This is a genomic window from Gordonia sp. DT218, from assembly GCF_049847105.1.
Lineage (GTDB): Bacteria > Actinomycetota > Actinomycetes > Mycobacteriales > Mycobacteriaceae > Gordonia.
Genome location: NZ_JBNCNS010000002.1, coordinates 807,299 through 831,195, shown reverse-complemented (window position 1 = coordinate 831,195; position 23,897 = coordinate 807,299). Strand labels below are relative to the sequence as shown.

Below are 23,897 nucleotides of genomic sequence, written 5' to 3'. Positions count from 1 at the left end.
GCCGAGGTCTCACAGTCGCTCAAAGCCACGCACCCTCTCCCAATCGGTCACGGCCGCACCGTACGCCGCCAGCTCGACCCTTGCGTTGTTGAGGTAGTGCTCGACCACGTCCGCACCGAACGCACGCACAGCCAGGGCAGAGCCGGCGAACAGCTCGGCGGCCTCGGCCAACGACGTCGGCAGCCGCTGCGCCGACCCCAGATAGGCGTTACCCGTGGCGATCTCCGGCAGCGGTAGCTCGCGGTCGATGCCGTCGAGACCGCCCGCGATGAGGGCGGCGACCGCCAGATACTGGTTGACGTCGCCGCCGGGCGCCCGGCATTCGACCCGCATCCCCCGGCCGTGCCCGACCACCCGCAGCGCGCAGGTGCGGTTGTCGAGACCCCAAGCGATCGCCGTGGGGGCGAAACTTCCGTCGACAAAGCGCTTGTAGGAGTTGATGTTCGGGGCATAAAGCAGCGTCAGCTCCCGCAGCGAGGCGATGATGCCCGCGATGAAGTGCCCGAACATCGGCGACATTCCGTTCGCGGCGTCGGCGTCGGCGAAGACCGGGGTGCCGTCCGGCTCCCGCAGCGAGATGTGGATGTGACAGCTGTTGCCCTCGCGCTCGTCGAACTTGGCCATGAAGGTGAGGCTCTGGCCATGCTGGTCGGCGATCTCCTTGGCGCCGTTGCGATAGATCGTGTGGTTGTCACAGGTGACCAGCGCATGGCCGTAGCGGAACGCGATCTCCTGCTGACCGAGATTGCATTCGCCCTTGACGCCCTCGCAGTACATCCCGGCACCGCTCATCCCCCGCCGAATGTCACGCAGCAGCGGCTCCATCCGGGTCGATGCGAGCATGGCGTAGTCGACGTTGTAGTCGGTCGCAGGCGTCAGCTCGTGATAGCGCTTCGCCCACGCCTCCCGATAGGTGTTGTCGAACACCATGAACTCCAGCTCGGTTCCGACGAAAGGCACCAGTCCGCGCTCGTCGAGCCGATCGAGCTGTCGGCGGAGGACGTTGCGTGGAGCCACGGTCACCGGCGAACCGGAGGTCGTGTTCAGATCCGCCAGCACCAGTGCCGTTCCCGGGAGCCACGGCACCCGACGCAACGTCGAGGGGTCGGGGGTCATCACCATGTCGCCGTACCCGGTGTCCCAGCTCGACGTGGCGTAACCGGCGACGGTGTTCATCTCGACGTCGACGGCCAGCAGATAGTCACAGCATTCCGACCCGTGTGCGGCGACATCGTCGAGAAACAGGCGCGCGGAGATCCGCTTACCGGTGAGTCGTCCCTGCATGTCCGGGAACGCCACGATCACGGTATCGATCTCATCGGCCGCGACGAGCTCCTGCAGATCGGTCAGGTCCAGCATGCCGTCGGTCATCCCGTACTCCTCTGTGCGCGCTCGTGACCGGACTCTCCGCACCGGTCTGCCACAGTCAACCATTGGACGATTGCCCAACTCTCGGTCACCGCCTGATTTAACCCGATTGTTTCGTTTAAAGGTGGGTGAGCCGACCATTGAGGTCATATTCTGCCTTATCAGTTGCTCGGGCGTCCCGCCCCGCACACGATCCGGTCCGAGTGAGAGCGAGCACCGCGATGGCAGATGTCCCGAACCCGGCGATGAAATCGGCGGGCGCCACCTACACCCACGCCGAGGACGGCTACTTCGAGAAGCGCCAACTCAAGCGCAGTGCCGGCTTCTGGGGCATCTGGGGTATCGGGATCGCCGCGGTGATCTCGGGCGACTTCTCCGGCTGGAACTACGGCATCGGCCAGGCGGGCTGGGGCGGGCTGGGCATCGCCGCGCTGATCATCATCGTCATGTACTTCGGCATGCTGTTCTCGATCGGCGAGATGTCGGCGGCCATGCCCCACACCGGTGGTGCGTATTCGTTCGCGCGTGCGGCGATGGGCCCGTGGGGCGGCTTCGTCACCGGCTTCGCCGAGACCATCGAGTATGTGTTCACCACCGGCGTCGTGGTCTATTTCTCCGCTTCCTATGCCGATGCCATCACCGACGACATGTTCGGCCTGAGCATGCCCGCATGGGTCTGGTGGATCATTCTCTACGCGATCTTCATCGCGCTGAACTCCTGGGGCGCCGAGGCGTCGTTCAAGTTCGCGATCGTGGTGGCGGTCGTGTCCATCGGCATCCTGGTGCTCTTCGCCATCCTGGCGTTCGTCAACGGTGCCGTCGATTTCGGCAAACTCCTCGACATCGATCCGGACAGCTCCAAGGCGGGTTCGAGCGACTTCCTGCCGTTCGGCGTGATGGGCATCCTCTACGCGCTGCCGTTCGCGATGTGGTTCTTCCTGGGCATCGAAGAACTCCCGCTGGCGGCCGAGGAGGCCCACGAACCGACCCGCGACATCCCGCGTGCGGGCCTCTGGGGCATGGTCACCCTCGTCGGGTGCGCGGCCATCGTGTTCTTCCTCAACCCGGCCGTCACCGGATCCGCCGCCCTGGGCGACTCCGGGGAGCCATTGCTCGACGGATTCCGTGCCTTCCTGCCGTCGGGCTGGGCGTCAGTGTTGTCAGCGTTCGCGCTGATCGGATTGCTGGCGAGCCTGCAGGGCATCATGTACGCGTACGGCCGCAACCTCTACTCGCTGAGTCGGGCCGGCTACTACCCGAAGATGCTCTCGCTCACCGGGTCCCGCCAGACTCCGTACATCGCCCTGGTCGCAGGGGCCGTCGTCGGCTTCATCGCACTGCTGGTCATCGAATACTGGATCTCGGGCGCGGGCGCGATCGTGCTGAACATCGCGGTGTGGGGCGCCGTGCTCGCCTACATGCTGCAGATGATCTCGTTCGTACTGCTGCGCCGGAAGTTCCCGAACGCCCGCCGCCCCTACCAGAGCCCGACAGGGATCACCGGCGCGGTGATCGCGTTCGTCATCGCGGCCATCACCTTCATCGGCGTCCTGATCAACCCGGATTACCGGGACGCGGTGATCGCGATCGTGGTGTTCTACGCGATCGGGCTGCTCATCTTCGGGCTGTACGGGCGGCACCGACTGGTGCTCTCACCCGAGGAGGAGTACGCGGTGAGTGGTGGCCTGCACGGATTCGACCCGGAAGCCGAGGGCCTCGGCGGGACCATCGAGGACGAGATCCTCAAGGGGCACACCGACTGAGCAGGAACACCCCGACACTCGTGGACGCCCGGCACCGCGCCCCGTCAGCGGGTGCGGACCAACGCCGTCCCGGTGGCCCGATCGTGTAAGGCCCGGCCGTTGTAGTCGTTGATCACCGCCGGGACCAGGAACACGATGAGCACCTGCCGGCCGAGGGTCCGCAGGATGCCGACGGCCGCGAACGGGACCTCGCCGGTCGCTTCCGCCTCTCCGCGGTCGGGACCGAGGTCGACCCGGGCAACCCGCAATCCGAGGGCGAACTGGCCCGGGGTGAAACCGAAGAAGGTGACCGCGACCACCCCGAGGACGAACCAGACGCCGAGCACGGTCGTCCCCAGCGTCGGCGAACCGAAGGACACGAAGAGCAATGAGATCCCGCCGGCGAGCAACCAGTCGACGAGGAGGGCTGCGGTGCGCTGCCAGCCGCCCGCGAGCGCGCCCGGGCCGGATTCGGGGAGACCGAGGTCTTGGCCTCGATACTCGACGTCGGCGCCGCTGGGCCCGACTGGCGGGCCGGACAGCCAGGAGCCGGTTGCCCTGCCCATCATCGGACCCCCGGCTCGCCGCGCTGCGTGCTGCCTCTACTCGCCTGACCCATGACCGCCATGGTAGTCGTGGCAGTTCACCGGCCCACCATCGTCCACCCCGGGCCGATGTTTCCGGGGTATCGATGGTGCTCCGTCGGCGGACATGGCATCGTTGCGATCCGGGACGATAGTGCGTCGCCCGAGCATCGACCGCGTGTAACACAGGAGAAACACGGCCTTGACGCGCGGGCAACTTCGCGTCCATACGGTTCTGCAGAGATCCGCTGCTGCAACTCGGTGGCGGGTGAGGCGGGCCAGGTGATCTGGCCACCCGAACAAGTTAAGGAGTCACCGCACGGTGTACAGCAGCAAAGAAGAACTTCTCGAGGGCATCAAGAAAGAGGGCGTCGAGTACGTCGACATCCGTTTCTGCGATCTGCCCGGCGTGATGCAGCACTTCTCGATCCCGGCCTCCGCGTTCAACGAGGACGTGTTCGAGGACGGGCTGGCGTTCGACGGGTCGTCCGTTCGCGGCTTCCAGTCGATCGACGAGTCCGACATGATGCTGCTGCCCGACCCGGCCACCGCACGGATCGATCCCTTCCGCAAGGCGAAGACGATGAACATCAGCTTCTTCGTCCATGACCCGTTCACCCGCGAGGCCTACAGCCGCGACCCGCGCAACGTCGCCCGCAAGGCCGAGGACTACCTGGCCTCCACCGGCATCGCCGACACCTGCTTCTTCGGCGCCGAGGCCGAGTTCTACATCTTCGACGGGGTCTCGTTCGACTCCCAGATGAACGGCACCTTCTACGAGGTCGAGTCGGAGTCGGGCTGGTGGAACACCGGTTCGCCCACCGATCCGGACGGCAGCCCGAACCTCGGCTACAAGGTCCGTCCGAAGGGTGGCTACTTCCCCGTCGCGCCATACGACCACTACGTCGACCTGCGCGACGAGATGTCGACCAACCTCACCAACGCCGGGTTCGAACTCGAGCGCGGGCACCACGAGGTGGGCACCGGCGGTCAGGCCGAGATCAACTACAAATACAACACCCTCCTGCACGCGGCCGACGACGTACTGCTGTTCAAGTACATCATCAAGAACACCGCGTACGGGAACGGCAAGACTGTCACCTTCATGCCGAAGCCCCTCTTCGGCGACAACGGCTCGGGCATGCACGCCCATCAGTCGCTGTGGAAGGACGGCAAGCCACTGTTCCACGACGAGGCCGGCTACGCGGGCCTGTCGGACCTGGCGCGCTACTACATCGGCGGCATCCTGCACCACGCGCCGTCGCTGCTGGCGTTCACCAACCCGACGGTGAACTCCTACAAGCGTCTGGTCCCGGGCTACGAGGCACCGATCAACCTGGTCTACAGCCAGCGCAACCGCAGCGCCTGCGTGCGTATCCCGATCACCGGCAACAACCCGAAGGCCAAGCGCCTCGAGTTCCGTTGCCCGGACAGCTCGGGCAACCCGTACCTCGCGTTCGCCGCGATGATGATGGCCGGACTCGACGGCATCAAGAACAAGATCGAGCCGCACGAGCCCGTCGACAAGGACCTTTACGAACTCCCGCCGGAGGAGGCCAAGGGCATCCCGCAGGCCCCGACCTCGCTGTCGGCGGTCATCGACAAGCTCGAAGAGGATCACGAATACCTCACCGCCGGTGGCGTGTTCACCGAGGACCTCATCGAGACCTGGATCGCGCTCAAGCGTGAGAACGAGATCGAGCCGGTGCAGATCCGTCCGCACCCGTACGAGTTCGCGCTCTACTACGACTGCTGAGCGGATCTCGAACCGAACAGGCAACCGAAGGGCGGCCGGGACATCCCGGCCGCCCTTCGGCGTCTGTCGGTGGCAGTGTTCACATCGGTGATTGGTGTCACGTCTGGGCCTTTGTACCCTGCCGTTTCACATCATTTGCCTTTATTTTGAGAGCATGACTCGCACCAGATTTGTCGAAGACCTCGCCCCCGGGGACCGCATCAGTGTCGACGGCCTCCGCGCCGTGGTCCGGACCACCACCCCGACGGGCACCGATCAGCACCTCGTGGAACTCGTGAACAGTTCGGACGACCGTGACGCCATCGTCCTCGGACTGGGCACGAAGGTCGAGATCCTCTAGAAGCATCCCCGAGGCGTCCCATCCCGGACTAGTCTGCGGACAGGAGGTCGCCATGGACATCGGAAGCCTGATCGCGGCGTTGCTGCTCGGATTCGTCTGCGGGGCCATCGCCCGGGCGCTCGTGCCGAACGACGCCTTCAAGAGCATGAGCGGATGGCAGTCGTGGCTCGCCTCGACGGTCCTCGGCCTGCTCGGTGCGCTGCTCGGCTATTGGGTCTTCACCGGCCTGTTCGGTATCGGCGACGACGACAAGTTCGACTGGGGCGGCATCATCGGCGCCCTGATCGGCTCGATCATCGTCGTCGCGATCGGCTCGGCCATCATCAAGCGGTCCCGCGCTCCGCGCGCCTGACGTACCGCCCGTCGCCTCGAGGGTTCGCTCGCCCGAGCGTGCCCGCAGTCCCCAGCCGGCCAGTACCGCCGAGCACACCAAGATCGCCGCACCCGTCCACGCGGCCACCACGAGACCGTCGACAAACGCTCGCCGCGCCGCATCGAGCACCGTCGCCGCCTGCCCCGCCGGCAGGTGCGGCACCGCCGCCACCGCGCCCGCAAGACTCCGCGATGCCTCTCCCCCAGCCAGGTCCGCCGGGAATCCCAACCGGAACACCGCGTTCACCACACTGCCGAGGACCGCGATACCCAGCGCGCCCCCGAGCTCGCTCGAGGTCTCGAGCAGTCCGGAAGTGGCACCCGCACGATCGGCCGGTGCCACCCCCACCACGTAGTCGGCGATCATCGACGTGGCCGCGACGACCCCCGATGCCAGCAGCGTGGCGCCGATCAGCACCATGGCCAGCGAGTGAATCCCGGTGAAGGCGCCCAGGACTGCGAAACCCGCGGCACCCGTGCCCAATCCGCCGACGATCACCGCAGGCCGACCGATGCGCGCGGCGATGACCGCGGTCAGCGGCGCGACGGCTCCGACCGCCACCGAGGGCGCGAGACTCCAGAGGGCAGCGCGCAGCGGCGAGTACCCCAGGACCGATTGCAGATATTGCGTCATCAGGATGGAGTTGCCCAGCAGGGCGAACATGCAGATGAGGTTCGTCCAGATCGACGTCGCGAACCGGCGCTCGCCGAGGAGCCCGAGATCGACCATGGGATCGTCGATGCGGCGTTGCCGCATCACGAAGATCATGCCCACCAGCAGACCTGCCGCCAGCATCGCGGCCCGGGATATCGACCATCCGTCGGCAGCCAGATTCTTGATCGCCGCGACGCCGGGCAGCATCGCCCCGAGCACCAGAAAGCCGCTGACGACATCGACCCGCCGGCTCGGCGTCGCGGTGTCGCCGGGCAGCACCAGCGGCGCCGCCAGCATCAGCACCACCATGATGGGCACGTTGATCAGGAAGACCGACCCCCACCAGACGTGTTCGAGCAGCAGACCGCTGACGATCGGACCGACCGCCACCCCGCCGGCGAGCACCGCGTTCCAGGTGGCCACCGCCTTGGCACGCTGGGCGGCGTCCTCGAAGATGTGGCGGATCATCGCGAGGGTCGACGGCATCAGCGTCGCGCCCGCCACGGCCAGCAGGGCGCGTGCACCGATGAGCATCTCCGCCGACGTCGCGAACGCCGCGGCCAACGAGGCCGCACTGAAGCCCGCGGCACCGATCATCAACAAGCGACGATGGCCGATCCGGTCGGCCAGCGAGCCCATCGACAACAGCAGCCCGGCCAGCACGAATCCGTAGATGTCGAAGATCCACAGCTGCTGTTCCGGGGTCGGCGACAGATCGGCCGCGATATACGGGACGGCGAAGAACAGGACCGAGACATCCATCGACACGATGAGCATCGGCAGACACAGGACGAGCAGGCCGAGCCAGGGGGATCGCCGGTTCATGACGACACCACCACCTTTCTGTGTACAACATCGACTGTTTATTTGGTACACAGATATTAAAGCCGTAACTGTGTATATGGCAAGCAATTAGTACGATGTCGGAATGACCTCGACGGACGACACCGCGCAACCCGCGATCCCGCGCTACCTGGCACTCCTCTGGGGACGCGAGGATCCCACGCCGCGGCGTGGTCCGCGCCCGACGCTGACCGTGCACGACATCGGCACCGCTGCCGTCGCGATCGCCGACGAACACGGGGTCGAGGCGGCGTCGATGAAGGCCATCGCGGCCGCCCTCGGACTCACGACGATGTCGCTGTACCGGTACGTCGACAGCAAGGACGATGTCATCGAGGTGATGGTCGACACCGCCTTCGGGCCGGCGGACCCGGACCTGACGTCGACCGGCAGCTGGCGCGAGCGATTGACCGCGTGGGCGCTCGCGGCTTCGGCACGACTCCGGCACCGGCCATGGCTCGCGGCGATCCCGCTCCGCAGGCCACCGGTGGGACCGAATGTGTTGTCCTGGACCGATTCCGGGGTGCGGGCGTTCGCCGAGACCGGCCTCACAAGCCAACAAAAGCTCAGCGCATTGCTGCTGGTGGACGGCTTCGTCCGACAACATGTGCGCCAGGCGAGTCAGATGGGGATGCTCGACGCAGCCGACGTCGCGACCGGTAGCAGTTATGAGGCGATGGTCGCCGAGTTCGTCGACCACGACCGATTGCCGTACCTGGCTGCCGTCATCGCCGGCGAAGGCCATGACGACGACGACTTCTTCACCGCCGAACTCACCTTCGGGCTCGGAGTCATCCTCGACGGCCTCGACGCGCTCATCGGCTCGGTCTGAATGCCGACACCGACCGTCGACACGACGCAACCACCCTCGGGATCCGGCACCGGGAGCTTACGATTAGCTCATGATCCGCATAATCATCCGTACGCTCGTCTACTTGATCTCCGCCGCCCTCGGGCTGCTGGTGGCGACGTGGATTCTCGATGACATGCACGTCCACGCAGGCGGATTCCTCCTCGCGGTGGTCATCTTCGCGGCTGCGCAACTCATCCTCAGCCCGTTCATCGTGAAGTTCGTCCGGCGCAACGCCGAGGCCTTCCTCGGCGGGGTCGGGCTGGTGTCGACCTTCGTGGCCCTGCTGCTCGCGAATCTGCTCGGCAGCGACGGCATCGAGATCCACGGCATCCCGACCTGGATCGGGGCCACGGTCATCACCTGGCTGGTGACCGCGGTCGGCACGCTGCTCGTGCCGTTCTTCCTCGCGAAGGCGGGCGTCGAGCGTGCACGCGAGAACCGGGCGGATTCCGCCCGCTAGCACGTCCGTCCGGGAAGCGGTTCCGGCCGGGGTCAGCCGGCGAGTTCGGCGAACAGCCGTTCGTTGTGCCCGAACGCGGCAACCGCCTCGTCGATGAGCGACACGATCTGCTCATCGTCGAGCGGTAGGCCGTCGAGCGTGTCGCGGTAGGAGTCCTTGTAGCGCTTGAGCTTCCCGATCTCGTCGAATGTGTAGAAACTCAGTGCGGCCTCGGTGAGCCCGTAATGCAGCTTCATGCGGCTGCGGATGACCTGGCCGCCACTCAGATCCCCGAGATAGCGCGTGTAGTGGTGAGCCACGAATCGAGGCGGGTCGTCGCGGGTGGCCTCGATCGCGTCCACGTACGCGGACACTCCGGGCAGCGGCGTGAGGGTCGCCGGATCGACACCGAGCATCGCGAGGTCGGCGGCGAGCCGAGGAAGACGGCGTAGTCGTTCGTCGACGAGGGGCCCCGCCACCGTGTCGCCGGACAGGGTGTCCCCGACGGATTCCAGCGCCCGGTAGACGAAATAGAGCTGAGAGGCCATCCGCCGATATCCCCCCGCGTCGAGCCGGCCCGACATCAGGTCGTCGACAAAGGTGGCTCCCTCGGCACGGTCGTGTGCGTCCGAGGTGGCCGCACGGAGGCTCTCGGACAGCAACCGCCGGGGTTCGGCCTGCACGGCGTGGCCGGTCTCTTCGAATGGAATCGTCATGTTGGCACCAGTGTTACCACCACTCCGCGATGATCGGAACCCGGCAGGTCGAAGGTCCGCAACGACGTCGCGACGAATCCGCGACTGATGACATGATCGATGGCGATCACCGGGCGTCCACCGAAGCGGTCCGTCGGATACGTCGGCCGGAACCCGGCACCCGCCTGATCCGTCGCATCGACGATCCCGCCCTGCAACAGGTTGCGGTAACCGGCGTGGTCCCAGGTCGCGTTGAAGTCGCCCGCCGCGATCATCCGGCCCGGCGGCAGTGCTCGCAGGTACGTCCCGAGTAGGTCGAGGTCGCTGCGCCAAATGTTCGTGCGTCCCGGCAAGGGTGCGCCGGGGTGCACGGCGAGGACGTGTGTGCCTGATGCGCCCGGTAGATCGGTCACCCCCGCGAGGTTGTGCAGCGCAGTGCCCTCGAGGTCGACCTGACCGGACAGCGGTGTGCGACTGAACATCGCGGTGCCGATCGCGGTGGACCCCGGCAGCGCGAAGGAGAACGGCAGCCGACGACCGATCGGGCTCGCCCGCAGTCGCGTCAACGCGTCCGGCGTCACCTCCTGCACCGACAAAAAGTCCGCGTCGGCCGCGCCGACCTCGCGGGCCAGCGCGTCGACATCGGCACCACCGAACAGCATGTTCGCGGTGACGACGGTGACCGGTTGACCCGCCGGCGCATCCTGCGCCCGCGCCAACGGCACCTGTGTGTAGCAGAGCGCCGCCGACACCAGGATCGCGAGCGTCAGCAGAATCCATCGCCGGGTAGCCGCGAAGATCACCAGTGCCGATACCGCGGCAACCAGCGCGAAGGGGACGGCGCTCGTCAGGTACAGGCTGAGTTCCCCTCGTGACGGGAAGTGGTGCAACCAGACCGCTACCGCGGCGGCGGCGAGCAGAACCCATCCGGCGAGCATCAGGACGAACCGGATGAGTCGGCCGATCACGCCCCGAACACCTTGCGCACCACGGCCTTTGCCCGGCGAGTGACGCGCAGATAGTTCTCCAGGAACTCCGCCGCCTGATCTTCGGGCCAGCCGGCGGCATAGGCGACGGCCCGCAACTGCCTGCCCGGTGCGGGGAGCTGATCGATCGGCTTGCCGCGGACCAGCACCAGGGCATTGCGCGCATTGGTCGCGGTCAGCCAGGCTTCCTTCAGGAGCGTTACGTCGTTCTCCCCCAACAACTCCGCGGCACCGATGGCGTCGAGGGACTGTAGGGTCGACGTGTTGTGCAACGACGGGTAACTGTGGGCATACCGCAGCTGGATGAGCTGCACGGTCCATTCGATGTCCGCGAGCCCGCCACGACCCAGTTTGGTGTGGGTCGCCGGATCAGCGCCGCGCGGCAGCCGCTCGGAATCGACGCGGGCCTTGATCCGGCGGATATCCTTGACCGCCTCAGCCGACACCCCGCCCTCGGGGTAGCGGATACGATCGGCCATGTGCAGGAAGTCGATTCCGAGCTGATCGTCGCCGGCGACCTGATGTGCCCTGAGCAACGCCTGGATCTCCCACGGCTGCGCCCACTGGTCGTAGTAGGCCGCGTACGCGGCGAGCGTCCGCACCACCGGGCCGTTGCGGCCCTCCGGGCGCAGTCCGGTATCCACCTCGAGCGGCGGATCCTCGCTGGGTGATCCCAGCATCGAGCGGACCTTCTCCGCGATCGTCTGCGACCAGCGGACCGCGAGCGCCTCGTCGACATCCGGCTCCGGTTCGCAGACGAAGAGCACGTCCGCGTCGGACCCGTAACCGAGTTCACCGCCGCCCAATCGGCCCATGCCGATCACCGCGATGCGGGCGGGGGCCGGGAGCCCGCGGTCACGCTCGGACTCGGCGATGACGACGGTGAGGGCGGCGTTGAGCACCGATGCCCACACCGACGACAAGGCTGCGCACACCGCCGGTACGTCCATCATGCCGAGGATGTCGGCAGAGGCCACCCGCGCGAGTTCGAAGCGTCGGTGCGACCGGGCCGCGGCCACCGCACGTTTGAGATCCGGTTGGCGCACCGTCGACGCGATGAGCCCGCGGGCGACATCCTCGGGCTGCACCTCACACAGTTTGGGGCCGTTGGCACCATCCGAATAGAGGTGGATCACCTCCGGTGACCGCATCAGCAGGTTGGCGATGTATTCCGACGTGCCCAGGACGTGCATCAGCCGCTCGGCGACCACACCGTCGTCGCGCAACAGCCGGATGAACCACTCCTCTTTGTCCATCACATCGCACAGTCGGCGATAGTTCAGCAGGCCGGCGTCGGGGTCCGGGGTGTTCCCGATCCACTCGAGGAGCGATGGCAGGATCAACAGCTGGATCTGTCCCCGACGACCCGGCGAGGATGCCAGTGCGCGGATATGATTCAGTGCGCGTTCGGGTTTCGCATAACCGAGCGCCGACAGTCGACGTTCGGCCGACTTGTCGGAGAGCGTGAGCTCGTCGGTGTTGAAGCGCGTGGCCGCATCGAGCAGCGGACGATAGAAGAGCTTCTCGTGCAGCCTGCGGATACGTGACTTGTGGCGCTTGAGTTGGTCCCGCAGCACACCCGTCGCATCGCGGTCGCCCTCCTGACGAATATGCGCGGCCCGGGCGAGCCAGCGCATGTTCCCCTCGTCCTCGAAGGCCGGCAGCAGATGGGTCCGCGACAGTCGCTGCAGCTGCAGCCGATGTTCCAACGCACGCAGGAACTGATAGGAGGCGGTGAGATTCGCACCGTCGTCGCGACCGACATAGCCGCCGGCGGTCAGCGCACTCAGTGCATCGACGGTCGCCTTGACACGGATCTCCTCGTCGACGCGGCCGTGCACCATCTGTAGGAGCTGGACCGCGAACTCGACGTCGCGCAGGCTCCCGCTGCCGAGCTTGAGGTTGCGCTCACGCAGTTCCTCCGGGACGAGTGACTCGACGCGGCGGCGCATCGCCTGGGTCTCCGGCACGAAGTCCTCGCGTTCGGCCGCCGTCCACACCATCGGACTGAGCGCGGCGAGGTAGTCGTCGGCGAGGCCCATGTCGCCGGTCATCGCGCGAGCCTTGAGCAAGGCCTGGAACTCCCAGGTCTTGGCCCAGCGGCGGTAATACGCGACATGCGAGTCGAGGGTGCGGGTCAGCGCGCCGGCCTTCCCTTCCGGCCGCAGCGCGGCGTCGACCTCGAAGAAGGCCAACGACCCGACCCGCATCACCTCGCCGGCGATCCGGGCGGCCACTCCGTCCGCGGGCTCACTGACGAACACGACGTCGACGTCGCTGACGTAGTTCAGCTCACGCGCACCGCATTTGCCCATCGCGATGATCGCGAGCCGCACCGAGAGCGGATGGTCGCCGCACACCTCGGCGACGGCCACCGCCAGTGCGGCGGTGAGGGCCGCATCCGCGAGATCCGAGAGGAACCCGCCGACCTCGGGCAGATAGATCACCGGCTCGTCCTGCACGGTCGGCGCGACGTCGTGGGCCGCCAACTGCAGCAGCAGATTCCGATAGGCGGTGCGCAACGCGACCACCGACTTGGGTCCGGTGACCGTCGCACGGTAGACCTTGTTGCCCGCCTCGAGCGCGCCCGGTTCCGGGGCGGCCCCCACCGACGCCAGCATGCGCTCGTTCATCTCGTCGACGGACGGCAGGGTCGAACCGATCAGCAGACGCCAGGTCGACGGTTCGGCCACCATGTGATCGCCGAGGGCATCGGAGGCGCCGAGTACCGCGAACAGCCGGCCGCGAAATCCGGTGTCGGTGCGGACCCGGTCGTCGGCCTCGGCCCACTCGTCCACACCGGCCGCACCCTTGAGACGGATCAGCGCCCGGAGGGCCAGATCGGCGTCGGGCGCACGGGACAGGGCCCACAGCACGTCGACCGAATCGTCGTTGTCCCACTCCAGTTCGGCGAGGTGACCCGGGGCGGTGGTCTCGAGCAGCCCGAGGCGCCCGGCACTGGGAACGCGGCCGCGGCCGCGGCCGCGAAGTGAAGTCACACTCCAAAAGGTAGCGGTCGCGAGCGGTCAGGTGTGCACCAGGGCACAGCTACAGCGGCAGGTAACTCTTCAGCTCGTACGGCGTGACCAGGCTGCGGTAGCTCGTCCACTCAGCCCACTTGTTGCGGAGGAAGTAATCGAAGACGTGTTCGCCGAGCGCCTCGGCCACCAACTCCGACTTCTCCATCTCCACGAGCGCATCGGCGAGGCTGCCCGGCAGCTCCCGATAGCCCATCGCCCGTCGCTCCGCCGGCGTCAGCGCCCACACGTCGTCCTCGGCCTCGTCGGGCAGCTCGTAACCCTCGCTGATGCCCTTCAGCCCGGCGGCCAGCAGCACCGCGAAGGTCAGGTACGGGTTGCAGGCGGAGTCCGGGCTGCGGACCTCGATGCGCCGCGATGACGCCTTGTTCGGCGTGTACAGCGGCAGGCGGATCAGCGCCGACCGATTGGCACCGCCCCAGGTGGCCGCGGTGGGCGCCTCGCCGCCGTGGATCAGGCGTTTGTAGGAGTTCACCCACTGGTTGGTGACCGCGCTGATCTCACTGGCGTGGTGCAGGATCCCGGCGATGAAGCTCTTTCCGGTGCTCGACAGCTGCATCGGGTCGTCGGGGTTGTGGAACGCGTTGGTGTCGCCCTCGAAGAGGCTCATGTGGGTGTGCATCGCCGAACCGGGATGCTCGCTGAACGGCTTCGGCATGAAGGTCGCCCAGGTGCCCTCGTCGATGGCCACCTCTTTGACGACGTAGCGGAAGGTCATCACGTTGTCGGCCATGGACAGCGCATCCGCGTACCGCAGGTCGATCTCCTGCTGACCGGGCGCGCCCTCGTGATGGGAGAACTCGACCGAGATCCCCATCGACTCCAGGGCCTCGATGGCGTGGCGACGGAAGTTGGGCGCCGAGTCGTGTACGGCCTGGTCGAAGTAGCCGCCCGAGTCGGCCGGGGTCGGCACCGTGCCGTCGAGCGGCGCGTCCTTGAGGAGGAAGAACTCGATCTCCGGATGGACGTAGCAGCTGAAGCCCTGATCGGCGGCCTTGTTGAGCTGGCGCCGCAGGACATGTCGAGAATCCGCCCAGCTCGGGGTGCCGTCGGGCATCGCGATGTCGCAGAACATCCGAGCCGAGTGATGACGACCCGTCGAGGTCGTCCACGGCAGGATCTGGAAGGTCGACGGATCGGGCTTGGCGACCGTGTCCGCCTCGGACACGCGCGAGAATCCCTCGATGGCCGAGCCGTCGAAACCGATACCCTCGGCGAAGGCTCCCTCGAGTTCGGCGGGTGCGATCGCCACGGATTTGAGGTAGCCGAGAACGTCGGTGAACCACAGCCTCACGAATCGGATGTCGCGCTCTTCGAGGGTCCGCAGCACGAATTCCTTTTGGCGATCCATGCCCCGGACATTAGAAGTAGCCTGTTAAATCCGTGTTACATGTTCAAGTCGAACTCAGCATCCTGCGGTTTTACGGAACAAATCTCAGCATCCGAGAGTGGCATGCGGCACTGTGGGATCGCTGAGATACCGGGTCACCGTCCTGTCGACGCACTCGTCGCCCCGGAACACCGCGGTGTGCCCGGGCCGGTCGACGCTGATGCGCCCGGCACCGATCCGTCGCGCGACCGCCATCGCCGTGGGGTACGGAGTGGCCGGGTCCCCGGTGGACGCCACCACGAGGGCGGGTGGAGTCCCCACGCCCGGCGTGCCGTCGACCGGCGGACCGCCCGCGGGGTGAACCGCAGGCGTCCAGAACTCGCAGATCCCCAGCGGCCCCCGTCCGGTGCCGCGCCCGTCGTCCCGAAACGGTGCGGCGCTACGCGCGCGGAGCTCCGACTCGTCGTATCGCGCACGGTCGGGCACTCTCCGATCGTCGGCACAGCTGATCGCGACGAAGGCGTCCTGCGACGCGTCGTAACGGCCGTCGACGTCCCGTCCCTCGAAGGCGTCGGCGAGCCGCGTCATCCCGGTGCCGTCACCCGCCGCGAGCGCGATCAACGCCGCCCGCAGGTCGTCCCATCCCGATCGCTGATACAGCGCGGCCACCGTGGCGATCTCGGCATCCTCGACCGACAGGGTCCGTCCACCCGCAGGCGCCGGATCGGCGAGCAGCGGATCGACCATCGCCCGATAGCGCGCGACCGCGTCCTCGACACGATCACCCAACGGGCAGCCCGGCCGCTGCACACAGTCCTCGGCGAAGGCGTCGAAGGCCTGCTGGAATCCCCTTTGCTGATCGATCGATGCGTCGATCGGGTCCTCGACGGGATCGACCACGCCGTCGAGGACGAGCCCTTCGAGCCGGGACGGATACCGCGCCGCGTACTCGAGGCCGAGGCGGGTGCCGTAGGAGTATCCGAGAAAGGCGATCGCGTCCTCATCGAGCGCGGCACGGAACCGGTCGAGGTCGCCCGCCACGAAGTCGGTACCGACCCGCGACAGGACGTCCGCACCGACGCGCGCGCGGCACTCGTGCGCCATCGCTTCCCGGTATCGCTCGACACGCCCGATGCCTGCCGCCGATCGGTCGCCCAGGTCCATCGCACGTTCGGTGTCGCGTTCGGCGTCGGTGCGGCATCGGATGGCCGGCCGTGATGCGCCCACGCCACGCGGATCGAAGGAGACGATGTCATGGGTGTCCGCGATCGCCGACTGGGCCAGATTCGCGGCCGAGCCGACGAGATGGCCCACGCCGGAGCCGCCGGGACCGCCCGGATTGATCACCAGCGTCCCGGTCGCGGGGCCCGCGGCGCCCAGTCGCGCGACCGCGAGCGAGATCGTGCCCAGGCCGGGATCTCGGGGATCGAGGGGAACCGACAACCGTCCACACGACACCCGGCCGGCGACCGACCCGGGAATCGCGGCGCTCACCACCCCGTCGTCGGAACCGCAGGAATGCCAATCGATCCCGGATCCGGACGACAGGAGACGGCACCCGTCCAGCACCGCGAGGACCGCGACCAACGCGACGACGACAACCCGTCGCACCACGGTCCGGCCGATGATCGCCATGCGGTGATCGTACGGTCCGAAGGATGCGTCCCCGTGTTGCCCATGTGAGCAAAGCCACAGGTCATGGGCGTTCAACCGTGCGCGCACCGGTGACACAATGGATGGCGTCCAGCCCAACCCGGGTACCTGCTTGGCAGGACTCGAGGCAGAAAAGAGACAACGATGTCCGATTCCTCGGTGTATGGCGCGTCCGAATCCACTGTTGCGTCTGATTCCTCCGCATCCGCTCCCCGTCGCCGCGCCACCCGCGTGCACCATCTGGCCCAGATGAAGGCCGATGGCGAGAAGTGGTCCATGCTGACCTGCTACGACTACTCCACCGCCCGCATTTTCGACGCGGCCGAGATCCCGGTGCTACTCGTCGGCGACTCGGCGGCGAACGTCGTGCTCGGCTACGACACCACCATCCCGGTCACCGTCGACGAACTCATCCCGCTCATCCGGGCGGTGGTCCGTGGTGCACCGCACGCGCTCGTCGTCGCCGACCTGCCGTTCGGCAGCTACGAGGCGAGCCCCCAGCAGGCCCTCGAATCGGCCGTGAAGGTGTTCAAGGAGACCGGCGCACACGCCATCAAGATCGAGGGTGGTGAGCGCGTCGCCGATCAGATCGCCGCGCTGACCGCAGCGGGGATCCCGGTGATGGCACACATCGGCTTCACCCCGCAGAGCGTGAACGGCCTCGGCGGTTACCGGGTCCAGGGCCGCGGCGACGCGGGCGACCAACTCGTCGAGGATGCGATCGCGGTTCAGGAGGCCGGCGCGTTCGCCGTGGTGATGGAGATGGTGCCCGCCGATCTGGCAGGCCAGATCACCCGCAAGCTCACCATCCCGACCGTGGGCATCGGCGCGGGCAACGAGACCGACGCCCAAGTGCTCGTCTGGCAGGACATGGCCGGGCTCACGCACGGCAAGACCGCCAAGTTCGTCAAGCGCTTCGGTGATGTCGGAACCGAACTACGTTCCGCGGCAGAGCAATACGCCGACCAGGTCCGGCGCGGAACCTTCCCCGCCCCCGAACACAGCTACTGACGGGAGCGCTCGCGCATAGGGTTGTGACCATGCGCGACTTCTACCCCAGCATCGAACCGTACGACCAGGGCCACCTCGACGTCGGGGACGGCCAGCAGATCTATTGGGAGACCTCCGGCAACGCCGACGGCAAGCCCGTCGTGTTCGTGCACGGCGGCCCCGGAGGTGGCACCGCCCCGGATCAGCGTCGGTTCTTCGACCCGGCGCGGTACCGGATCGTGCTCTTCGACCAACGCGGATGCGGTAGGTCGCGCCCGCACATCGCCGACGGCGCCGAGCTGTCGACGAACACCACCGGACACCTGATCGCGGACATGGAATTGCTGCGCACCCACCTCGGTATCGACCGGTGGCAGGTATTCGGCGGCTCATGGGGGTCGACGCTCGGCCTCGCCTACGCGCAGGCACATCCCGAGCGGGTCACCGAACTGGTCCTGCGCGGGATCTTCCTGCTACGACGCAGCGAGATCGACTGGTACTACAACGGCGGTGCGGCGCACATCTACCCCGACCTCTGGGAGTCCTATCTGGCGCCTATTCCCGACGGAGAGCGCGACGGTGACCTGGTCGCCGCCTACCACCGCCTGCTCACCTCCCCCGATCGATCCGTCGCCCAGGCCGCCGCGAGCGCATGGACCGGCTGGGAACAGGCGACCAGCCACCTGCTGCCCCGCCCACCCGGCGACGACCGGGACGGCGCCGACAAACCCCGTTTCGACCTCGCGTTCGCGACCATCGAGAACCACTACTTCGTCAACCACGGATTTCTCGAGGACGGACAGCTACTGGCCCGGATCGACCGCCTCGCCGACATCCCGGGCGTGATCGTCCAGGGGCGCTACGACGTCGTCTGTCCCACGCGCAGCGCATGGGATCTCCACCGAGCGTGGCCGAGCGCGGAGTTGCACATCGTCGACGACGCGGGGCACGCATCGTTCGAACCGGGCATCAAACATCATTTGATCACCGCGACGGACGGTTTCGCGGATCGGGCATTCTGAGACCGGCCTAGAATGCACAGACACAGCACACGTCGGGCGCGTGCATCGACCCGCGCCCAGGGACACAGGAGGACCGGGTGCCGGCATCCGAGCAGCTCGAAGTGGAACTGAAGTTCGATGTGGATGCGGGGCACACCGCACCCGACCTCCGAGTCCTGCCCGGCGTCATCGGTGCGACGGAACCCGAGACGTTCAGTCTCGATGCCACCTACTTCGACACCGAGAACCTCGACCTGGCCGGTAACCGGATCACCTTGCGCCGCCGCACCGGTGGCCACGACGCCGGATGGCATCTCAAGCGCCCCGCCGCCGCGCGCGGCGCGCGGCGGGAGCTCCAGCTCGGCTTCGACGAGGCGCCGGCCGATGGCGAGGTCCCGACCGACCTGATCTCCCCCGTGGTGGCACTGACCCGGACCCGCAGGCTCATCCCGGTCGCGGCCGTGTCCACGACACGGACCGTGACGACGCTGCTCGGGGCCGATGGGCAGCCCGTCGCCGAGTTCGCCGAGGATCTGGTCACCGCGCAATCGCTGCTGCCCGGTGGACATTTCCAGGAGTGGGCCGAGTGGGAGTTCGAACTCCTGGGCAACGACCCGCACCCGCGCCTGCTCAAGACCGCGGAGAAGACCCTGCGTGGTGCGGGCGGTCGCGAACCGTCGTCGGCATCCAAACTCGCACGTGCGATCGGTTCCACTCCGACCGTGGTCGAACCGCACCTCGGCAAGCGGCCGACCGCGCTGGAACTCGTGGTCACCGACATCGCCATCCACCGCAACTCGCTCATCACCCAGGATCCGCTCGTGCGCACCGACGCCGACGACGCGGTGCACCAGATGCGGGTGGCCTGCCGACGGCTCCGCAGCGTGTTCTCCGGATTCCCGACCGTTCTCGACGCCGAGCGCACCGATCACATCGGTGGCGAGCTGAAGCTCCTCGCGAGGATCCTCGGTGATGCCCGCGATTCGGAAGTCCAGCTGGCACTCGACGAGAACCTCCTGAAGGCCGAGAACGCCTCGCAGTCGCTGATCGCCGAGCTCGCCGGCACGGAGATCGCGATCCACGACCGGGCGATCAAGGCCGCGCATGCCGCGATCGACTCCGACAGGTACTTCGCCCTACTCGACGCGATCGACGAGCTCATCGCGTCACCACCGCCCGGACCCGACGCCGATCTCGACGCGACGATCGCCGTGGACCGCGCCATTGCCAAGAGCCGCAAGAAGATCCGCAACGAGCAAAGCGTGTTGTCGAGCCTGACGGAGGGCTCCGAGGAATGGGCAGAACAACTGCACACCATTCGTAAACGCGCGAAGCGGCTGCGTTACAGCACCGACGCCGCCGAGCCTCTCGACAGGAAGCGGTACCGCAAGGTCGCCACGATCGCCAAGCGCGTGCAATCCGCGCTCGGCGACTACAACGACAGCCGGATCAATCGCGCTCGGGTGGCCGAGATCGCCGGGTCCGGGAAGCTCTCCGGCCCCGACATGTTCGTACTCGGGCGCATCGATGCCCGGCAACAGGCCGACGGCGAGCGGGCCATCGATGCCTACCGCAAGGCCGCCAAGGACATCTGACCACGGCACGAGCGGCCCGCGATTCCGGCGAACGTGCACAGTATCCCGTCGAACGTGCACAGTATCCCGTCGAGCGGGCCCACGTCGTCGTCGCGGGCCACCCCACGCGCACGATCGGCGCGAAAGTGCGCACGGTCGACGAGGTTGTGCGCCCGGTCGGCGAGTGGCGACGGCGCAGCACCACCGCGAGATGCATCGTTCACCCGCCGGCGGGGACGAACAGCACCTTTCGGGCCGACGGGTCGGCGACCGTGAGGACCACCGAGATCCCGCGCCCCTGCGCCGGATCTCCGTCGCACGGGGCGATCACCGCGGGGTCGGCGAGGAAGACCTGCGCGGCTCGGTGTTCGGTCGCCGCGTGCAGGACGACGGCGTCGAAGGTCTCCCCCACCCGGCCCGCGAGTACGACGGCCTCGGTCAGATCGATGCTCGCGCGGTCGGCCGACGAGGCGAGGGAATCCGCCGCCCGCAGGATCTTCGGAAGGGTCGGCAAGGCCCGGGTCACCCAGTCCGGCACCGGGTTCCCAGAGGTGACGGCGAGGCACACCTCGGTGGCGAAACGATCGCCGAGCCGTCGCAACGGTGCGGTGACGTGAGCGTAGAGCCCGGCAATCGCCGCGTGGCGCAGCCGGTCGGGCGACGGCGTTTCGCGCACATCGCCGTCGCCATTGCTCCCCAGTGCCAGATAGTCGGCACCGCGCATCAGGGTCGCGCCCACCGACGTCAACGCGAGGGTCGCCGGTTCCTCCCTGGGCAGCCCCGCGAGGAACTGGCCGGGTGTCACGTCCGCGGGCCAGTCGACGTCCAGCGACGTCGCCGTCGCGCGCAGCGCGGACACCGCACGAGGATCCGCGGGCGGCAGGGTGCGCAGCAGGCCGATCCCGGCATCGGCCATGATCTGCCCGGCGCACATTCCGGTGAGCAACGACAGCTGCGAGTTCCACAGGTCCGCCGGGGTGTGCGGGGCGAGCCGCAGGGTCCACCCGGCGCCGGGAGCGGAGCGAGCGGGCCGAATCGAACCGGCGCCGGGAGCGGAGCGAGCGGGCCGAATCGTACCGGCGCCGGGAGCGGAGCGAGCGTCCCCGCCGTCCCGGACAACTTCTTGATCGGGCAGATCGAGTTCGACCGCACCACGATCGAGTGCGACTCGATGCCGCAGTTCGCCGAACGCGGGCAGGGCATCGATCGACGGATGCAACCGCCCCGCCGCGGCATCGGCCGACACCCCCGCATAGTCGAGCTTTGCGACCGACCGCACCGTGGCCCGGGCAATCGACACGTCGGCGGGCTCGCCGTCGGCGCCGACCCGGATGGTCCACAGCACGCACGGCCGGGTCTGGTCGGGCAGCAGCGATCCCGCGCCCTCCGACAGCGATCGCGGATGCAGCGGGACCGAGCAGTCCGGGAAATAGACGGTCGTGCCGCGCCGGCGGCTCTCCGCGTCGAGCGCCCCCTCCGGTTCGATCAGGGCCGCGACGTCGGCGATCGCGTAGTTCACCACGAAACCCTCGCCATCGGCGACGATGTGCACCGCCTGGTCGAGATCCATCGAGGTCGGCGGATCGATCGTGACGAACGGGAGGTCGGTCCGGTCCTCGCGAACGGCGGCGAACCGGTCGACGGGGTGATCGGCCTCCGCCTGCGCGGTCGCGCCGTAGTCCTCGCTGACGCCGAGTTCGTTCCGTACCGCGTCGAAGTCGAGGTCGGGGGCGGACAGTTTGCGCTGCACGTCACCGACTGTAGGGGCGAACGAGCCGGCGTGTAAGCCGGATCCTGTACCCGGTCTCGCGGTTCTCACCACGAGGCGGGCGGCGACCATCCATCTGGGTACTCCGTCGCCGGGTACCTCGAGCGGCCCACCCGCGGGCTCGGGCGAGCAGCCCTCGAACACCCGCGCACCCGCACTCCCGGTCACCCCGGGGTGCGAGCTTCGGCCTTGCTCCGGGTGGGGTTTACCTAGCCGACGCGGTCACCCGTGTCGCTGGTGCGCTCTTACCGCACCGTTTCACCCTTACCGCCCCGACGGATCGGGGCGGCGGTCTGTTCTCTGTGGCACTGTCCCGCGGGTCACCCCGGGTTGCCGTTGACAACCACCCTGCTCTGTGGAGTCCGGACTTTCCTCGGCGAGCGGCGTACCCAGAGGTCTGGGCCGTTCCGACCGCCGCGGCCGCCCGGCCGACTCGTTCGCCCACACAGAATAGCGGGCCGTGGTCACGAGTCAGTCGAGGTGGCCGGTGTCGTTCACCAGTCGCACGACGGATCCGCCGTCAGGATAGAACTCCGCGATGGACAACGATGCCAGGTCCAGATGCAGCCGGAACAAGAGTTCGGGCCCGGTTCGCAGTGCGTCCCGGAGCATTGTCTTGATCGGGGTGACATGCGATACGACGAGCACGGTGGCACCCGGATAACGCTGCAGCACAGCATCTCTGGTGGTGGCAATCCGCTCGGAGACCTGGGCGAAACTCTCCCCGCCGGGTGGCGCAACCGTCGTGTCGCCGAGCCATCGGGCGTGCAACTCGGGATCACGCTCGGCGGCCTCGGTGAATGTCAGGCCCTCCCAGTCACCGAAGTCCGTCTCGATGAAACCGTCGTCGATCTCGACAGCGAGTCCCAAGCGGTCGGCAACCGCCTCCGCGGTCGACCGTGCGCGCTGCAGCGGCGACGAGATCACCGCCGCGATCTCTGTGTGCACGCCGAGCCGCTGCGCCGCAGCCGCCGCCTGCCGACGTCCGAGTTCGGTCAACGCCGGGTTCCCGCGCCCCGAGTAGCGACGCTCCACCGACAGTTCCGTCTGCCCGTGCCGCAGCAACAAGATCCGGGTCGGGTGGGCCCGTTGGCCCTGCCACGTCGGCGCCCGGCCGCCAGATCGCGCAGCCGTCGCCATCAGAGACCCGATTCGGCCGTCCGGACCAGGACTGCGCCGCATTCCTCACAGCGGACCACCTCGTCGGCGGGTTTCGCCGCGATCGAGGCGATGGTGCCGCGATCCAGCTCCATCCGGCATGCACCGCATCGGCGGGCCCTCAGCAGGCCCGCGCCGATCCGGCCGGTCGCGCGCTGCTTCTCGTACACCGCAAGGAGTTCCGGTGTGATCTCGGCCGCGACCGATTCCCGCCGTGCCGCGACGGCGTCGTGATCGGCCGCGATCCCCGACAATGCGGTGTTCCTGCGCTCACGGGTGGACGCGACCTCGCTGTCCAGGTGTTCGATGGTCGCGGCGGCCCGCTGCTCTTCGGCGGTGACCGCCTCCTGCTGCTCCATGACGCCGAGCAGATCGTCTTCGAGAGACGCGCGACGACGGGCCAGGCCGGACAACTCGTGCTGCAGTTCGGAGAGCGCCTTGGGCGCGAGTCCGCCCGCGGTCAGCTGCGCGGAATCCTTGGCCTCCCGCGAAGCCATCCCCGACACCTCACTGTCGATCCGCCGATACTCGCGAGTCAGGTCCTCGGCGGAGATCTCGGCGCGGACCAGATCATTGCGCGCGGATTCGATCCGCTGGTCCAACTCGGTGATCTCGGTGTCCTCGGGCAGGTGCGTCCGACGATGATCCAGCCGAGCGAGTTCGGCGTCGGCGTCGGCCAGGTCGAGGAGTTGTCGCTGGATTCCTGCGTCCACCTTCACTGTGCAAACCTCCGCGATACGCGCACGCGATGT

The 23,897-nt window shown here is 67.7% G+C and carries 19 protein-coding genes, 1 other RNA gene and 1 pseudogene; 9 read left to right on the top strand and 12 right to left on the bottom strand.

Annotation, left to right across the window (positions count from 1 at the left end; all coding sequences use genetic code 11):
• Nucleotides 1–9: 9 nt before the first annotated feature.
• A complete protein-coding gene (locus tag ACPXCG_RS10720) occupies nucleotides 10–1,371 on the bottom strand; it encodes a glutamine synthetase family protein (protein WP_425791805.1) in 1,362 nt (453 codons plus the stop codon).
• Between the two features lie 218 nt (nucleotides 1,372–1,589).
• Between ACPXCG_RS10720 and ACPXCG_RS10715 the strand changes: the two genes are divergently transcribed.
• Complete coding sequence (locus tag ACPXCG_RS10715) at nucleotides 1,590–3,131, top strand: amino acid permease (RefSeq protein ID WP_425791803.1); 1,542 nt, start codon at nucleotides 1,590–1,592, stop codon at nucleotides 3,129–3,131.
• A gap of 44 nt (nucleotides 3,132–3,175) precedes the next feature.
• Here ACPXCG_RS10715 and ACPXCG_RS10710 read toward each other — a convergent pair whose 3' ends face one another.
• On the bottom strand, nucleotides 3,176–3,676 hold the full coding sequence (locus ACPXCG_RS10710; protein WP_425791801.1) for an RDD family protein: 501 nt from the start codon (nucleotides 3,674–3,676) through the stop codon (nucleotides 3,176–3,178).
• 340 nt (nucleotides 3,677–4,016) lie between these two features.
• Here ACPXCG_RS10710 and glnA point away from each other — a divergent pair, with 340 nt between their 5' ends.
• The 3 genes from glnA to ACPXCG_RS10695 all read left to right on the top strand — a co-directional run bounded on the left by glnA (nucleotide 4,017) and on the right by ACPXCG_RS10695 (nucleotide 6,142).
• Nucleotides 4,017–5,450, top strand: a complete 1,434-nt coding sequence (gene glnA / locus ACPXCG_RS10705) for a type I glutamate--ammonia ligase (RefSeq protein ID WP_425791799.1) — start codon at nucleotides 4,017–4,019, stop codon at nucleotides 5,448–5,450.
• A gap of 154 nt (nucleotides 5,451–5,604) precedes the next feature.
• Complete coding sequence (locus tag ACPXCG_RS10700) at nucleotides 5,605–5,790, top strand: hypothetical protein (RefSeq protein WP_267629316.1); 186 nt, start codon at nucleotides 5,605–5,607, stop codon at nucleotides 5,788–5,790.
• Nucleotides 5,791–5,842: 52 nt separating this feature from the next.
• The gene (locus ACPXCG_RS10695) at nucleotides 5,843–6,142 is read left to right on the top strand and encodes a GlsB/YeaQ/YmgE family stress response membrane protein (protein ID WP_425792103.1); all 300 of its coding nucleotides are present in this window, start codon (nucleotides 5,843–5,845) and stop codon (nucleotides 6,140–6,142) included.
• On the opposite strand, the pseudogene ACPXCG_RS10690 reads toward ACPXCG_RS10695, so the two are convergent.
• Nucleotides 6,140–7,642 (bottom strand): annotated as a pseudogene (locus ACPXCG_RS10690) (MFS transporter); the annotation flags it as partial. The gene ACPXCG_RS10695 and the pseudogene ACPXCG_RS10690 sit on opposite strands and share 3 nt — an antisense overlap.
• A gap of 103 nt (nucleotides 7,643–7,745) precedes the next feature.
• Between ACPXCG_RS10690 and ACPXCG_RS10685 the strand changes: the two are divergent.
• Together ACPXCG_RS10685 and ACPXCG_RS10680 are read left to right on the top strand one after the other, a co-directional pair.
• On the top strand, nucleotides 7,746–8,492 hold the full coding sequence (locus tag ACPXCG_RS10685; protein WP_425791796.1) for a TetR/AcrR family transcriptional regulator: 747 nt from the start codon (nucleotides 7,746–7,748) through the stop codon (nucleotides 8,490–8,492).
• A 70-nt stretch (nucleotides 8,493–8,562) separates the two neighbouring features.
• Entirely contained in the window at nucleotides 8,563–8,973 is a 411-nt protein-coding gene (locus tag ACPXCG_RS10680) for a hypothetical protein (protein ID WP_425791794.1), read from the top strand.
• A gap of 32 nt (nucleotides 8,974–9,005) precedes the next feature.
• Here ACPXCG_RS10680 and ACPXCG_RS10675 read toward each other — a convergent pair whose 3' ends face one another.
• The 5 genes from ACPXCG_RS10675 to ACPXCG_RS10655 all read right to left on the bottom strand — a co-directional run bounded on the left by ACPXCG_RS10675 (nucleotide 9,006) and on the right by ACPXCG_RS10655 (nucleotide 16,636).
• Nucleotides 9,006–9,668, bottom strand: coding sequence for a heme oxygenase (biliverdin-producing) (locus tag ACPXCG_RS10675; protein ID WP_425791793.1), 663 nt, complete (start codon nucleotides 9,666–9,668; stop codon nucleotides 9,006–9,008).
• Nucleotides 9,665–10,612, bottom strand: a complete 948-nt coding sequence (locus ACPXCG_RS10670; protein WP_425792102.1) for an endonuclease/exonuclease/phosphatase family protein — start codon at nucleotides 10,610–10,612, stop codon at nucleotides 9,665–9,667. Before ACPXCG_RS10670 ends, ACPXCG_RS10675 begins: the two co-directional genes overlap by 4 nt.
• The gene (locus ACPXCG_RS10665) at nucleotides 10,612–13,632 is read right to left on the bottom strand and encodes a bifunctional [glutamine synthetase] adenylyltransferase/[glutamine synthetase]-adenylyl-L-tyrosine phosphorylase (RefSeq protein ID WP_425791791.1); all 3,021 of its coding nucleotides are present in this window, start codon (nucleotides 13,630–13,632) and stop codon (nucleotides 10,612–10,614) included. Before ACPXCG_RS10665 ends, ACPXCG_RS10670 begins: the two co-directional genes overlap by 1 nt.
• Before the next feature lie 49 nt (nucleotides 13,633–13,681).
• Nucleotides 13,682–15,022 carry a glutamine synthetase family protein gene (locus ACPXCG_RS10660; RefSeq protein WP_425791790.1) on the bottom strand — a complete coding sequence of 447 codons (1,341 nt, stop codon included), beginning with the start codon at nucleotides 15,020–15,022 and terminating at the stop codon, nucleotides 13,682–13,684.
• An 84-nt stretch (nucleotides 15,023–15,106) separates the two neighbouring features.
• Nucleotides 15,107–16,636 (bottom strand): alpha/beta hydrolase, encoded by a 1,530-nt coding sequence (locus tag ACPXCG_RS10655; RefSeq protein ID WP_425791788.1) that lies wholly within the window; start codon nucleotides 16,634–16,636, stop codon nucleotides 15,107–15,109.
• A 162-nt stretch (nucleotides 16,637–16,798) separates the two neighbouring features.
• On the opposite strand from ACPXCG_RS10655, the gene panB reads away from it, so the two are divergent.
• The 3 genes from panB to ACPXCG_RS10640 all read left to right on the top strand — a co-directional run bounded on the left by panB (nucleotide 16,799) and on the right by ACPXCG_RS10640 (nucleotide 20,240).
• Nucleotides 16,799–17,665, top strand: a complete 867-nt coding sequence (panB, locus tag ACPXCG_RS10650; protein WP_425791786.1) for a 3-methyl-2-oxobutanoate hydroxymethyltransferase — start codon at nucleotides 16,799–16,801, stop codon at nucleotides 17,663–17,665.
• Nucleotides 17,666–17,694: 29 nt separating this feature from the next.
• Nucleotides 17,695–18,666: a prolyl aminopeptidase gene (gene pip / locus ACPXCG_RS10645; RefSeq protein ID WP_425791785.1), complete on the top strand. Its 972-nt coding sequence runs from the start codon at nucleotides 17,695–17,697 to the stop codon at nucleotides 18,664–18,666.
• A gap of 77 nt (nucleotides 18,667–18,743) precedes the next feature.
• Nucleotides 18,744–20,240, top strand: a complete 1,497-nt coding sequence (locus ACPXCG_RS10640; RefSeq protein ID WP_425791783.1) for a CHAD domain-containing protein — start codon at nucleotides 18,744–18,746, stop codon at nucleotides 20,238–20,240.
• Nucleotides 20,241–20,439: 199 nt separating this feature from the next.
• Here the strand turns inward: ACPXCG_RS10640 and ACPXCG_RS10635 are convergent, their stop codons facing one another.
• The 4 genes from ACPXCG_RS10635 to ACPXCG_RS10620 form a co-directional block, all read right to left on the bottom strand.
• The gene (locus ACPXCG_RS10635; RefSeq protein WP_425791781.1) at nucleotides 20,440–21,969 is read right to left on the bottom strand and encodes an RNB domain-containing ribonuclease; all 1,530 of its coding nucleotides are present in this window, start codon (nucleotides 21,967–21,969) and stop codon (nucleotides 20,440–20,442) included.
• A 17-nt stretch (nucleotides 21,970–21,986) separates the two neighbouring features.
• Nucleotides 21,987–22,423: RNase P RNA component class A (rnpB, locus tag ACPXCG_RS10630), an RNA gene on the bottom strand.
• A 35-nt stretch (nucleotides 22,424–22,458) separates the two neighbouring features.
• Complete coding sequence (locus tag ACPXCG_RS10625) at nucleotides 22,459–23,127, bottom strand: bifunctional RNase H/acid phosphatase (protein WP_425791779.1); 669 nt, start codon at nucleotides 23,125–23,127, stop codon at nucleotides 22,459–22,461.
• A complete protein-coding gene (locus tag ACPXCG_RS10620) occupies nucleotides 23,127–23,864 on the bottom strand; it encodes a zinc ribbon domain-containing protein (protein WP_425791777.1) in 738 nt (245 codons plus the stop codon). Before ACPXCG_RS10620 ends, ACPXCG_RS10625 begins: the two co-directional genes overlap by 1 nt.
• Between the last annotated feature and the right edge of the window lie 33 nt (nucleotides 23,865–23,897).